The organism is Rhizobium sp. SAFR-030, from assembly GCF_059415005.1.
This window is the reverse complement of record NZ_JBPFDO010000001.1, coordinates 881,152-893,131: the sequence shown is the minus strand read 5'-3', so window position 1 is coordinate 893,131 and position 11,980 is coordinate 881,152. Positions and strand designations below refer to the sequence as shown.

The window sequence follows — 11,980 nt, the reverse complement described above, 5'->3', positions numbered from 1 at the left end:
AACCGTTAAGTCGACCTTAACGCGGACCGTCTAATCGTTTGGATATCGATGGCCGCGGCGGGCGGATCATATCAGAACAAGGCGGGACCCTGCGGTGGGGCGACTGTGCCTGACGACGAGGATGCGAAGATGCGACCGGCACGAGTGAGCCGCCGGCTCGGCCGATCTGGGGCCACATGTCGCCATCGGAAAGGCTTCCGATGACTGCCGGCATGCTTTCGGACGACAGCTTTCCGTCGCAGCTTCTGGAGATCATCGCCGACGCAGTTTCGGGCGCCATGCTGGTCTACGACCGGACGGACGCGATTGTCTTTGCCAGCCCGCAGCTGAAGAGCTTCCTGCCTGCCTTTTCCGTCGCCCCGGTGCCAGGCACACGTCTGCGCGATATCTTCGGCACACTCTACGATCACGGCGGCTATTGGCCCAACGAGCCGGAGCCCGAACGCCGGTCGCGCGTCGGGCGAGCCGACTGGATCGCCGGCGAGATCGCCTCGCTGTGGAAGGAGCGCGCCGAAACCGTCGTGCAGCGCGGCACCGACCGCTGGATGAGCCTGACCAAGCGGCGAATGCCGTCCGGCTTCGGCATCTGCATCTTCCGTGACATCTCCGAGCACCGCAAGCGCGAGGATCAGTGGCGTTCCGATCTCGAACGGGTCCAGGTGACCGAGGAGATCCTCGACAGCCTGCCTTTCCCGGTTGCCGTCCAGGACCGCAACTCCGCCTATGTCGCGGTCAACCGCGCCGCTTGCGCGCTCTACGACCTGCAATCCGAACAGATGCTGGGCCGGCGGACGACAGACCTGCATTCGGCCGAGCTCTCGGCCCGCGTCGACAGCATCAACCAGCAGGTCATCGAAACCGGCACCGCCTACCAGATCGCCGAAAAGCTCGTCCGGCCGGATTGCGCCGAGACGGCGGTCATCACCCGCAAGTTCAGGGTTGGCAAGCCTGGCCGCTACCTGGTGGTCACAGCCATGGAGGATCTGTCGGACGTCGTCGAGGCCGGGCTGCAGGGCGAGCGGCTGCTGACCGGCATCGAGGGCGTCGATTTCGTCCATTCGGATCTGCGCCGACAGGGTGATCGCCCAGTTCCGGTCCGGCCGGCGGCGGACGATATCGCCGGACGGCGGATCCTGCTGGTGACCGGCGACACGTCGGTCGAGAACGAGGGCCTGCCGCTTCTGCTGCGGCTCGGGCTCGATGCGACGGCTGCCCGCGATCCGCAGGAGCTCCAGGCGATCCTTGCAGTTGCCCGCGATACTGGCGTCACGATCGATCTGGTAGTCATCGACGCCGCCATGGATATCGCCTGCCTTGAACTGGCGCAGACCTGTGGCATCGACGTGCTGGTCTTTGAGGCGTTTCAACTGCACCGCGACCTGGTCAAGAACATCACCCGTCACCTGCGCAATCCGCCGGTGGTCAGCGAGCCTCTCGATGACGGCGACTGGCAGATCTCCACCGAGCCATCCATCGACATCCTCGTGGCGGAAGACAATGCCGTCAACCAGATCGTCTTCACGCAGATCCTCGAAGGCTTCGGCTATCGGTACGCCATTGCTTCGGATGGCGAGGAGGCGGTCCGGCTGTGGCGGGAGCTGTCGCCGAAGCTGGTGCTGATGGATATCACGCTGCCGGTGCTGAACGGCTTCGAGGCTGCCTCGAAGATCCGCGAGTCGGAGGAATTTCCGGGTACGACGCCGATCATCGGCGTGCTGTCCCCGGCTGTCGAAGGCGATCGCGACGCCTGCTGGGCCGCCGGTATCGACGACGTGGTGATGAAGCCGCTGAGCCCGGATATCCTCGAGGAGAAGTTCCGCCAGTATCTCGGCGAGACGTCCCGCGCCTGGCGCCAGGACACCGGCTGACCCCTCGTCAAAGCCGCCGCAGACCCTTCGGCACCCCCCCAATATCCCGGTATCTACTGCTATGCCTTTCTTAATCTTTGGGCCGCATTCTGCGGCAAACCCAAAGATGCGTGGGGCAATGCATGAATTCGGCGGTGAAACCGTTGCCAGAGGTCGCCCATAGAGAACTGCAGGCAATGGCTTACCGGGATGCCCTTACGGGTCTCGGCAACCGTCAGCGGATCAAGGAAAAAGTCCGGCTTATCGTCACGGAACGAGCCGAGGACCCGGCACCCTTCACCCTCGGCATCGCCAATCTCGACGGCTTCAAGCCGATCAACGACCTGTTCGGCTCGCAGGCCGGCGACGAGATCCTCTGTCAGGTAGCGCACCGGCTGAAGGCCTGCATGCCCGACGGTGCGACGGTCACCCGTCATGACGGCGACGAGTTCGTCTTCCTGCTGCCGCTGGTCTTCGAGAAGAACGGCGCCGAGCGCCTGGGCCAGATGATCAAGGAAGTGCTGTCGGCACCTTATGATCTCGGCGACCGCAATGTCCGGCTTTCCGCCTCCTTCGGCTTTGCCATCTATCCGTTCGCCGGCGAGGAGTTCGAGGAACTGCTGAAGAGCGCTGAAACGGCGCTCTACCGCTCCAAGCGCCGCGGCCGTGGCCAGATCACCGTCTATTCGCGCCAGATCGCCCAGGAGATGAAGCGCTCGACGCAGCTGGAGCAGGCGCTGCGCAATGCCATCATCGCCGACGCGGTGGACGTCCATTTCCAGCCGATCGTGCGCATTCGCGATGGCTCGCTGGTCGGCTTCGAAGCGCTTGCCCGCTGGATCGATCCTGATCTCGGCTTCGTGTCGCCTGCCGTCTTCGTACCGCTTGCCGAAGAGCGCGGCTTCATCGATGCGCTGTCCGAAACCCTGCTGCGCAAGGCCGCAGAGGCCGCCCTGTCCTGGCCGCGCGAGCTGTTCCTGTCATTCAACCTGTCATCCGTGCAGCTGATGGAGCCGGGCACCGTCCAGACGATCCTGGCAACACTCGGGCGCGTCGGTCTCGATCCGAACCGCGTGGAGCTGGAGATCACCGAAACCGCGGTGATGAGTTCGGCCGAGACGGCACAGCGGATCATCAACGAGCTACGCGGCGCCGGCATGCGCATTTCCCTAGACGACTTCGGCACCGGCCAGTCCAGCCTCGGAAGGCTGCGCGATTTCACCTTCGACAAGGTCAAGATCGACCGGGCCTTCATCGCCCGGATCACCACCGACCGCGCATCGGAACACATCGTAAAGGCCATCATCGCCATGTGCGACGGGCTCGATCTCGAGGTGGTCGCGGAAGGCATCGAGGAGCCGGCGGATGCCGAAAAGCTAAAGGCGCTCGGCTGCGCCATGGGGCAGGGCTATCACTACGGCCGGCCGGTCGATGCGACGGCTACGCTCGCCTACCTCGATCGCCACTACCGCGACACTCCGCTGGTGCGCGAAGCCTTCTGAACCACATCCATCGGGCGAACATGGAAAAGGGCGGTGCCTAGGCACCGCCCCCAGTCGAGACGACAGCGCGTCCCTCGTTCCAGCGGCTAGCTTACGGCTTGGCCTGCGTCGACGGGGTCGTTGCGCTGCCGGCCGGAGCTGTCGTACCAGCGCCGGTGGTCGACGACGTCGTCGTGCCGTCGGTCGCGCCGTTCGAGCGAGCAGCAGCCTGCTGGTCGTCGAGCGTCTGGAATTCCGGAGCCGACTTCAGGGCTTCGGCGGTCTCGGTTGTCGTCAGGCGGACGTCCTGGTTTTCCGTATCGCGGCTCATGGTGACCTTGCTCATCGGCAGGGCGACGTTCTTTTCGCCAATGCCGAGGAAGCCGCCTACGCCGACCACAACAGCGGCGATACCGCCATTCTGCTCGATGATGATGTCGTTGACGTCACCGATGCTGTTGTTTTCGCCGTTGTAGATGGCCTTGCCGATATAGTCGTTGGCGCTCATCTGGGTTTCGCTCTGCTGCGTCAGGTATTCACCCGAGGCGGCGCCCATCGTTGCGGCACCCGACTGCGAACCCATCGAGCCGGAGGCGGGCGGCGTAACCGTGTCGGTCTGTGCGCCCGGCATGGCCGGGGTCGCCGGAGCGGCATTATTGGTCTGTGCAAACGCCGGCGCGATCGCCGTGGAAGCCATCAGAACTGCAGCTGCTGCCATAGTGCTCAGTGTCTTCTTCATAACGAATCTACCTTCTTGTCTCGTGTCTTTCGGAAGCGCGGCTGCGGGTCTTTTTGGACCGCCACCGCACCGGTTCCGTTGAGACAATGCGGGTCGACAAGGATGGTTCCTGAGGCATTTGTGAAAAAAATAGGCAAAAATGCCAAAGCATTTTCACCTATCACAACGCGTTCGCCGCATTTTTCGTCGCGCCGCTCTGTCGTCTAGAGCTGGAAGCAAGGCTCCAGCCGACCGGCAACGTCGATGCCGAGATCGAAGGTGAAGCCGGCCTGCGGATCCTCCGCGCGCTCCTTGTCGCTTGCGCCCTCGAAGGCGGTCGTCACCAGCATCCGGCGTCCGCCGGCGCCAAAGAAGGCCGGGCATGTCGTGCGCTTTGCCGGAACCTTATAGCGCGCCAGATGACGTCCGTCGGCATCGTAGCGATCGACGGCGCCTTCACCCCAGCGAGCGTTCCAGATCGCCCCATCGGCATCGCACACCGCGCCATCGGCACCGCCCGGTCGGTCGCTGGTATCGAGGAACAGGGCGGCGTCGCCTGTCGGAAGTCCTGTCGACGGGTCGAGCGGCAGGCGCATGATCCGGTTCACCGTGGTATCGGTGTAGTAGCCGGCCGTACCGTCGGGCGAGAAGCAGACGGCGTTGGGGATGCTGACGCCGGTGACGATGCGCGTCACGCTGCCTTTCGCGACGTGGTAGATCGAGCCGGCACCGGTCTGCGCCTTCAGCCCCATCGTGCCGAGCCACAGCGCGCCCGACGGATGGACGCGCCCGTCGTTGGAGCGGTTGCCCATATGGGCCGGCTCAAGCTCCAGATATCGCTCGAAGGCTCCGGTCCGGCTGTCGCGGATCATCAGCCCCTGGTCGGATGCGATGAGCTGCCGGTCGCCGTCGATGCGTGCGAGGACGCTTGCCTTGAACGGCAGCGCATGCACCTTGACGTCGCCGGTGGAGACTGAAAGCTCATGCAGTTCCCGCCCCAGTATGTTGAACCACCAGACCGTGTCGGTCTGCGGGTCGTAGGTCGGCCCTTCACCGAGCTCGCAAGCCGTCGAGGACAGCACGCTGCCCTGAAAAGCAACCGTCTCCGTCATGCCGCCGCTCCCGTGGCGCGGTCGTAGGCGGCAATCGTGATGCGTGCACGCTCAGTAACGTCGGCAGCGCTCATGCCGGGCTTGTAGAGGCTGGAGCCGAGACCGAAGGCGGTGATGCCGCCTTTGACATATTCCTCGAAATTGACTTCCGAGACGCCGCCGACCGCAGCGATCACGAGATCCTTCGGCAGCACCGCCCGAATGGCGTTGATGCCGGCGGCACCCAGTGCATTGGCGGGGAAGAACTTGAGGCCGGTTGCGCCGGCGCGCGCCGCAGCAAGCGCTTCGGTGGCTGTAAAGCAGCCGGGAAGGGTGACCATGCCCTTGGCGGCAGCCGCTTCGATGACCGCCGGCTCGACGTTGGGGCTGACCATCAACCGACCGCCCGCCGCTTCCAGCGAGGCAACGTTTTCGACCGTCAGCACCGTACCGGCGCCGATCAGGCAATTGTCCGGCGCCATCTTTGCGGCGATCTCGATCGAGCGGAACGGATCGGGCGAATTCAGCGGGATCTCGATGGCGGTAAAGCCGGTCTCGATCAGGCCACCGACGACGGCCTGCGTTTCCTCGGGCTTCAGGCCGCGCAGGATGGCGACCAGCGGCCGCTGCATGGTGGGGAAGGGGATGCGGGTCATGACGTGGCTTTCGCAGTGCTGAAGAAAAGGGAATGGGCTGCCGTCGCAAGCCCCTGTCGAACGGCAAGATCGGCGTCCACCGTCTCGAAGGCAAGCCCTGCCGTCTCGAGCGCGGCCTCATAAAGGCCCTGCAGCCGCCCGGAAGCCACCAGCCGGATCGTCGCGCTTCGGTCGGCCATGGTCAGGCCGCCGGCGATCTCAGTGCCGATCAGGATGCCGGACAGCCGTGCCGCGGCACCGGTGGCATCGAGCCCGTGCAGAAGCTGGCCCGAGCGGGCGGTGAAGATGAGGTTGCTGATCATCGCCGGCCGGGCACAGGCGGCCTTGACGGCGGCCCGGAAGGCGGGATGGCTGCCGTCGAAAGGCTCGGCGCCGCCGACGGCGTGCTTCAGGATCGACTGCTTCGACAGGACGTCGAAGACTTCGCCGGTCATGAACGAGGAGAAGCTCGTGACGGTCGATCCGGAAACGGCCACCCATTTCGAATGGGTGCCGGGCATGCATACCAGATTTTCGCCGGCGGCGCTGTCCGACAACGAGCCGAGCAGCTGGGTCTCCTCGCCGCGCATGACGTCCGGCGTGTCGACGCTCCGCTGGGCGATGCCCGGCAGGATGCGGATGTCGCGCGCGACGCCGGGAACGCGGACCGCCCCTTGCGCGACCGCCGCCAGCTGTGCCGGCACGTCGATATAGCCGGCCTCGACCCAGCCCTGGCGCGCCCCGGCCATGCCGCAAATGACGACGGGGAGCGCGTCAGGCGCCGAAACGGCCGCCAGATGCGCGTCGAGAACCGTGGCAAAGCCGATGCCGGCGGCACTCGTCATGCCTTCGCCGCTGCGCCTTTCGGCAAGCACCGCATTCTCGGCATCCATGAGCCATAGCCTGAAGCTGGAGGTTCCCCAGTCCACGGCAACATAGGCGGGCTGCGCCATCAAAGTACTCCTCCATCGACAGTTATCCATTGTGCCGTCATGCCGGCCGAGGCACGCGACGCGAGAAACAGGCAAGGCCCGACCATGTCCTCGGCGCTAAGGCTGCGTTTCAGGCATTGCCGGTCGATCATCGCGCGCATGCTCTCGTCAGTCAGCCACAAGCGCTTCTGCCGCTCCGTCACCACCATGCCGGGCAGGATGGCGTTGACGCGGACGTTGTCCGGGCCGAGCTTCCCCGCGAGGCTTTTGGTGAGGCCGAGAACGGCGGCCTTCGCCGTCGTATAGCTCGGCATGCTGCCACTGTTGAGCATGAACGAGATCGACGACAGGTTGACGATCGCGCCGTTGCCGTCGCGGATCAGATGCGGCGCTGCCGCCTGCGCGGCAAAGAACATCTGCTTCAGATTGATCGCCTGGTTGTCGTCCCAGTACTCTTCGGTGACCTCGAGAAACTCGTGCCGATCGTCCCAGCCGGCATTGTTGACGAGCACGCCGAGACCGCCCAGCCGGTTCGCGGCCTCCTCGACAGCCGCGCGAACGGCGCTTGTCTGCTTGAGGTCTGCTTTCAGGTAATGAACGGGATGGCGGGCGGTGGCGGAGAGGTCCTCGACCAGCGCCAGGCTCGGCTCGTCGGCGACGTCGATGAACGCCACCTTGGCGCCCTGCAGGGCAAAGGCCCTAGTAAAGGCAGCGCCGATACCGGATCCGCCGCCGGTGATCAGCACGCCTCGGTCTGCAAGATCGGCAAAGTTAAAGCTGCTGTGATCGCTCATGGAATTTCCGCTAGTTCCAATATGTGGAACTCAGTTTGACTATCTGGAATAGACGCCGTATCGTGGCGCGCTGTCAAGGTCTCGCACGCGAAGGCGCACCGCATGTCACCTCCTTCGAGCGCCGGCTCCGGCCCCACCCAACTTGCCGAACCCGGCTCCGTTCCGGTTGCGCGAAGCGATGAAGAAGACAGCGTCGCAGGCACGGGAACCCTCGGCAAGGCGATTGCCGTGCTCGATCTGGTGGCCGGCGCCGACCAGCCGCTGCGCTTCGGCGACCTGCTGCGGATCGCTGGCCAGCCGCGCGGCAGCCTGCATCGCCAGTTGCGCCATCTCGTGGCGGAGGGACTGCTCGACGTGGCGCCGGATGGCAGCTACTCGCCGGGCCTTCGGCTGCTCGCCTTTGCCTCCAAGGCGTGGTCGCGCAATTCGGTGCGCCAGATTGCCGAGCCGCATCTGCATCGGCTGCAGGAGACGACCGGCGAGACCATTCATTTCGGCGTGTTGCGGGGCGTCGACGTGGTCTATCTCGACAAGCTGGAAAGTCGTCAGGCGGTGCGCATGCACTCGCAGGTCGGCAACAACGCGCCGGTCTATTGCACCGGCGTCGGCAAGGCGGCGCTCGCCAGCCTGGATCCCGCCGCTCGTGCCGACCTTATCGGCCGGCTGGTGTTCCGCAGCTTTACGCCGGAGACCCTGATCGATGCCGCGGGACTGAACGCCGAGATCGGGGAAACCGTCCGTCGCGGCTATGCCCTGGATTGGGAGGAGCATCAGCCGGGCATCCGTTGCGTCGCGGCATCCATCCGCGTCGACACACAAGGCTTCGTCGGCGGCGTCTCGGTCACCGCGCCGGCCTTCCGCGCCGACCGCGCGCAGTTGCAGGCCTGGTCGGTACCGCTGCGGACCGCCGCCGCCGCAATCAGCCGGGATGTGGAATGCGGGCTGGGCCCACGCCGCTAGATAGGCTGTCTGACGACTGTCAATTGTGAGGGAGGGTTTCGCACAGCAGGCAACGACATCGAAAGCTGATATTGTCTCCGCTTAACGAGCTCGAAGGCGGGCTTTCCGGAGACGTGGCGGGTTGATGCGGGAGGCGTTGCCGCCGTCAATTGATTGATCGAACAGCATGGACTTGCATACCTTCAGGGACACCCGTCTGCGGCTGTCCGAATCCGTCGCCGAAATCGCTCGTCTCGATACCCACTTTGATATCTTCCGCTTCATGCGCCGGCTCTCCGATGCCTATGGCTTTCGCGCTTTCATGGTGCTGCCGATCCCGCCTCTCACGGTCAATGTGCTGTCCGGCAACACGATTATCACCAACTGGCCGTCCGAACTGCTTGCTCTTTTCGACGAGCGTCAGCTGCTGCAGAACAGCCCCGTGGCGCGGCGTCTGCGGCAGTCGACGCTGCCGTTCGCCCTCAGCAGTGGCGAACTGGCGAAGGAACGCGGCGATACGTCGGCGCAGGAGATCTTCAACCGCTTCGGCATGGACAACTGCGTCTACTTCCCGGTCCATGATCCTGCCGGAAACCGCTGCGCGATCGGCTATTGCGGCAACGATGTCAGCCTCACCAGTCAGCAGACGCTGGAGCTGATGTACATCTCCATGCATGTCTTCGAGCGCCTGACGATGATCGGCTCCAGCGACAGCAAGCCCGCCGAGACACTCAGCCAGCGCGAGTTCGACTGTCTGAACTGGACGGCTGCCGGCAAGACAAGCGTCGAGATCGCCAGCATACTCGACCTCTCCGAGCACACGGTGAACCACTACCTGAACCGGGCAACGAAGAAACTCGACGCCGTCAACCGCACTCAGGCGGTTGCCAAGGCCTTGCGGCGCGGCCTGATCAAGTAACCAATCCGCCCGTTTCTTTCGCTGCGCCGCACAAGATTTCAGCATCCGGGGGCTTTAAGGTCCCAAATCCTTTGGATTGGAGCCTGCAAACCGGCTTTGTTACAGTTGGCATGCATCCTGCATTGCTTCCTGCAGGTCCAGAGGGGCTGAAAGCGCACCAAGAGGCGCGACTGAACGGAAAAGCCGTCGGCAGGACCCATGCGCGTCGAAAGACCGCGGCAGGCTCCCGCCGGCGGCTTAATACTTGTTGCTCCCGCCGCCGCGCACCACCTATAAGTCCGACCGAAAACGCGCGACGGCTTGCCGCCCGCGTCATGCCGTTGATGCAATGGGAGATGGGTCATGGCCGAGGTAACGTCGGACGTAACGAAGGAAATGGTGATCGAGACGCTGCGCCGCGTCCGCGGTCCCGACCTCGAGGGCGACATCGTTTCCCGCAACATGGTCTCCGACGTTTTCATCGCCGATTCCAAGGTCTACTTCTCGATCACGGTGCCGTCCGATCGGGCGAAGGAACTCGAACCCTTGCGTGAAGCGGCCGAACGCTCGGTAAAGGCGATGCCGGGCGTCAAGGGCGCGCTCGTCACCCTGACGGCCGACCGCAAGGCCGGCGCCGCGCCGCAGACCCCGCCGTCGCCTCCGGCTGCCAACGCCGGCGCTCCGCAGGCGCCGGGCCACGGCCACCGTCCGCAGAAGGCCGGCGTCCCGGGCGTCAATTCGATCATCGCGGTGGCCTCCGGCAAGGGCGGCGTCGGCAAGTCGACCACTGCGGTCAACCTGGCGCTGGCGATGCTGGCCAACGGCCTCAAAGTCGGCATCCTGGATTCCGACATCTACGGGCCCTCGGTGCCGCGGCTTTTGAATATTTCCGGTCGTCCGCAGCAGATTGACAACCGGATCATCGTGCCGATGGAAAACTATGGCCTTAAGGCCATGTCCATGGGCTTCCTGGTGGACGAGGAAGCGGCGATGATCTGGCGCGGACCGATGGTCCAGTCGGCCATCCTGCAGATGCTGCGCGAAGTGGCCTGGGGCGATCTCGACGTGCTGATCGTCGACATGCCGCCCGGCACCGGCGATGCGCAGCTGACGATGGCCCAGCAGGTTCCGCTGGCCGGCGCAGTGATTGTCTCGACCCCGCAGGATTTGGCGCTGATCGACGCCCGCAAGGGCATTGCGATGTTCCGCAAGGTCGAGGTGCCGCTGCTCGGCATCATCGAGAACATGAGCTACTTCCTCGCCCCGGACACCGGCAACCGCTACGACATCTTCGGCCATGGCGGCGCGAAAGCGGAGGCGGAGCGGATCGGCGTCCCCTTCCTCGGCGAGGTGCCGCTGACCATGGACATCCGCGAACGCTCCGATGCGGGTACGCCGGTCGTCGTCTCCGACCCCGAAAGTGCGTCCGCGCTCATCTACCGCGAGATCGCCGCCAAGGTGTGGGAAGAATTGACGGGACGCAAGCAAAGAGCCGCTCCAAGCATTGTCTTTGATTAACCGCGTCCCGTGTCGCCCGAAGGCGCCGCTTGCTTTCTGACGTTACTGGTCTTATAGGCGCTCCTCGCTTGGACGAGGGAACTGAACTGTAGCCTTGGCGTTCAAATGTGCCGGTAAGTCGGGCGCCGGCGCGGAGACGTAGATTGATCAATGCCTATCGCTCCAACGGCTCGGTAACGGCTCTGACGCCGGCCGCATCCCTGACCCATTTGCCTGATGACATCGTCTGGATCGACCTCATCGATCCGAGCCCGGACGAAGACCATTACGTAGAAAGCCTGTTGGGCATCGACGTGCCCACCCGCGACGAGCTGAAGGATATCGAGCCGTCGAGCCGGCTCTATGTCGAGCACGGCTCGGTGTTCATGACCGCCTCGCTCGTCTGGCGCGCCGAAAGCAACACGCCGCGGCTGACCGATGTCGCCTTCATCCTCGTCAACGACCGGCTGCTGACGGTTCGCTATGCGGATCCGAAGTCGTTCAGCCTGTTCATCGCAGCGCTCGGCCGCGCGCCGGAAGACAACGGCAATGGCCGCTCACTGCTTGCGCATCTGCTGGAGACCATCGCCGATCGCACGGCGGAAATCCTCGAGCAGGCGATCGCCCGCATCGATCATCTGTCGACCGACATCTTCCGCGACCGCGAGACCCGTCGTCCGCCGAAGTTCCTGGAAGCCAAGCTGGCGGATATCGCCGAGTGTCACCGGCTGATCGGCAAGGTGCGCGACAGCCTGGGATCGCTGTCGCGGATGCTGACCTTCCTGATGAATGCGCAGGCGATCACCTGCGACCCCGGCTTGAGCAGCCTGTGCAGCACGGTGGCGCGCGATATCGCAACGCTGTCCGAACATGCCGGCTTCGTCGCTGCCAACATCTCGTTCCTGCTTGATGCCTCGCTCGGCCTCATCAATGTCGAGCAGAACGCCATCATCAAGATCTTCTCGATCGCCTCCGTCGTCTTCCTGCCGCCGACGCTCGTTGCATCCATCTATGGCATGAACTTCGCCCATATGCCGGAACTCGGCTGGACCCTCGGTTATCCGCTGGCGCTCTGCGTCATGATCCTGTCGGCCGTGGTCCCCTTCTTTTTCTTCCGCTGGAAAGGCTGGCTCTAAAAGGCCAGATCA

General features: G+C 64.3%; 11 protein-coding genes. 6 read left to right on the top strand and 5 right to left on the bottom strand.

What is annotated here, in order from left to right:
• Nucleotides 1-200 precede the first annotated feature (200 nt).
• Both ACR65N_RS04650 and ACR65N_RS04645 read left to right on the top strand, forming a co-directional pair.
• A complete protein-coding gene (locus tag ACR65N_RS04650; protein ID WP_440455930.1) occupies nucleotides 201-1,868 on the top strand; it encodes a response regulator in 1,668 nt (555 codons plus the stop codon).
• A 122-nt stretch (nucleotides 1,869-1,990) separates the two neighbouring features.
• A complete protein-coding gene (locus tag ACR65N_RS04645) occupies nucleotides 1,991-3,349 on the top strand; it encodes a putative bifunctional diguanylate cyclase/phosphodiesterase (RefSeq protein ID WP_430305808.1) in 1,359 nt (452 codons plus the stop codon).
• A 91-nt stretch (nucleotides 3,350-3,440) separates the two neighbouring features.
• Here ACR65N_RS04645 and ACR65N_RS04640 read toward each other — a convergent pair whose 3' ends face one another.
• The 5 genes from ACR65N_RS04640 to ACR65N_RS04620 form a co-directional block, all read right to left on the bottom strand.
• Complete coding sequence (locus ACR65N_RS04640) at nucleotides 3,441-4,067, bottom strand: PRC-barrel domain-containing protein (protein WP_440455929.1); 627 nt, start codon at nucleotides 4,065-4,067, stop codon at nucleotides 3,441-3,443.
• A 203-nt stretch (nucleotides 4,068-4,270) separates the two neighbouring features.
• The gene (locus ACR65N_RS04635; protein WP_440455928.1) at nucleotides 4,271-5,158 is read right to left on the bottom strand and encodes an SMP-30/gluconolactonase/LRE family protein; all 888 of its coding nucleotides are present in this window, start codon (nucleotides 5,156-5,158) and stop codon (nucleotides 4,271-4,273) included.
• Nucleotides 5,155-5,793: a 2-dehydro-3-deoxy-6-phosphogalactonate aldolase gene (locus ACR65N_RS04630; protein WP_440455927.1), complete on the bottom strand. Its 639-nt coding sequence runs from the start codon at nucleotides 5,791-5,793 to the stop codon at nucleotides 5,155-5,157. The genes ACR65N_RS04635 and ACR65N_RS04630 overlap by 4 nt, the downstream gene beginning before the upstream one ends.
• Nucleotides 5,790-6,725: a 2-dehydro-3-deoxygalactonokinase gene (locus ACR65N_RS04625; RefSeq protein WP_440455926.1), complete on the bottom strand. Its 936-nt coding sequence runs from the start codon at nucleotides 6,723-6,725 to the stop codon at nucleotides 5,790-5,792. The genes ACR65N_RS04630 and ACR65N_RS04625 overlap by 4 nt, the downstream gene beginning before the upstream one ends.
• Nucleotides 6,725-7,498 (bottom strand): SDR family NAD(P)-dependent oxidoreductase, encoded by a 774-nt coding sequence (locus ACR65N_RS04620; protein ID WP_440455925.1) that lies wholly within the window; start codon nucleotides 7,496-7,498, stop codon nucleotides 6,725-6,727. Before ACR65N_RS04620 ends, ACR65N_RS04625 begins: the two co-directional genes overlap by 1 nt.
• Before the next feature lie 102 nt (nucleotides 7,499-7,600).
• Between ACR65N_RS04620 and ACR65N_RS04615 the strand changes: the two genes are divergently transcribed.
• The 4 genes from ACR65N_RS04615 to ACR65N_RS04600 all read left to right on the top strand — a co-directional run bounded on the left by ACR65N_RS04615 (nucleotide 7,601) and on the right by ACR65N_RS04600 (nucleotide 11,968).
• Nucleotides 7,601-8,458 carry an IclR family transcriptional regulator gene (locus ACR65N_RS04615; RefSeq protein ID WP_440455924.1) on the top strand — a complete coding sequence of 286 codons (858 nt, stop codon included), beginning with the start codon at nucleotides 7,601-7,603 and terminating at the stop codon, nucleotides 8,456-8,458.
• A gap of 166 nt (nucleotides 8,459-8,624) precedes the next feature.
• A complete protein-coding gene (locus tag ACR65N_RS04610) occupies nucleotides 8,625-9,356 on the top strand; it encodes a helix-turn-helix transcriptional regulator (RefSeq protein ID WP_430305801.1) in 732 nt (243 codons plus the stop codon).
• Nucleotides 9,357-9,698: 342 nt separating this feature from the next.
• Complete coding sequence (gene apbC / locus ACR65N_RS04605; RefSeq protein ID WP_440455923.1) at nucleotides 9,699-10,853, top strand: iron-sulfur cluster carrier protein ApbC; 1,155 nt, start codon at nucleotides 9,699-9,701, stop codon at nucleotides 10,851-10,853.
• A gap of 143 nt (nucleotides 10,854-10,996) precedes the next feature.
• Nucleotides 10,997-11,968 carry a magnesium transporter CorA family protein gene (locus tag ACR65N_RS04600; protein ID WP_440455922.1) on the top strand — a complete coding sequence of 324 codons (972 nt, stop codon included), beginning with the start codon at nucleotides 10,997-10,999 and terminating at the stop codon, nucleotides 11,966-11,968.
• The last annotated feature ends 12 nt before the right edge of the window (nucleotides 11,969-11,980 follow it).

Excerpts from the sequence above, each read along its gene's own strand:
- ACR65N_RS04650 (WP_440455930.1), top strand. The coding sequence starts at position 201 with ATGACTGCCGGCATGCTTTCGGACGACAGCTTTCCGTCGCAGCTTCTG.
- ACR65N_RS04645 (WP_430305808.1), top strand. The coding sequence starts at position 1,991 with ATGAATTCGGCGGTGAAACCGTTGCCAGAGGTCGCCCATAGAGAACTG.
- ACR65N_RS04640 (WP_440455929.1), bottom strand. The coding sequence starts at position 4,067 with ATGAAGAAGACACTGAGCACTATGGCAGCAGCTGCAGTTCTGATGGCT.
- ACR65N_RS04635 (WP_440455928.1), bottom strand. The coding sequence starts at position 5,158 with ATGACGGAGACGGTTGCTTTTCAGGGCAGCGTGCTGTCCTCGACGGCT.
- ACR65N_RS04630 (WP_440455927.1), bottom strand. The coding sequence starts at position 5,793 with ATGACCCGCATCCCCTTCCCCACCATGCAGCGGCCGCTGGTCGCCATC.
- ACR65N_RS04625 (WP_440455926.1), bottom strand. The coding sequence starts at position 6,725 with ATGGCGCAGCCCGCCTATGTTGCCGTGGACTGGGGAACCTCCAGCTTC.
- ACR65N_RS04620 (WP_440455925.1), bottom strand. The coding sequence starts at position 7,498 with ATGAGCGATCACAGCAGCTTTAACTTTGCCGATCTTGCAGACCGAGGC.
- ACR65N_RS04615 (WP_440455924.1), top strand. The coding sequence starts at position 7,601 with ATGTCACCTCCTTCGAGCGCCGGCTCCGGCCCCACCCAACTTGCCGAA.
- ACR65N_RS04610 (WP_430305801.1), top strand. The coding sequence starts at position 8,625 with ATGGACTTGCATACCTTCAGGGACACCCGTCTGCGGCTGTCCGAATCC.
- apbC (WP_440455923.1), top strand. The coding sequence starts at position 9,699 with ATGGCCGAGGTAACGTCGGACGTAACGAAGGAAATGGTGATCGAGACG.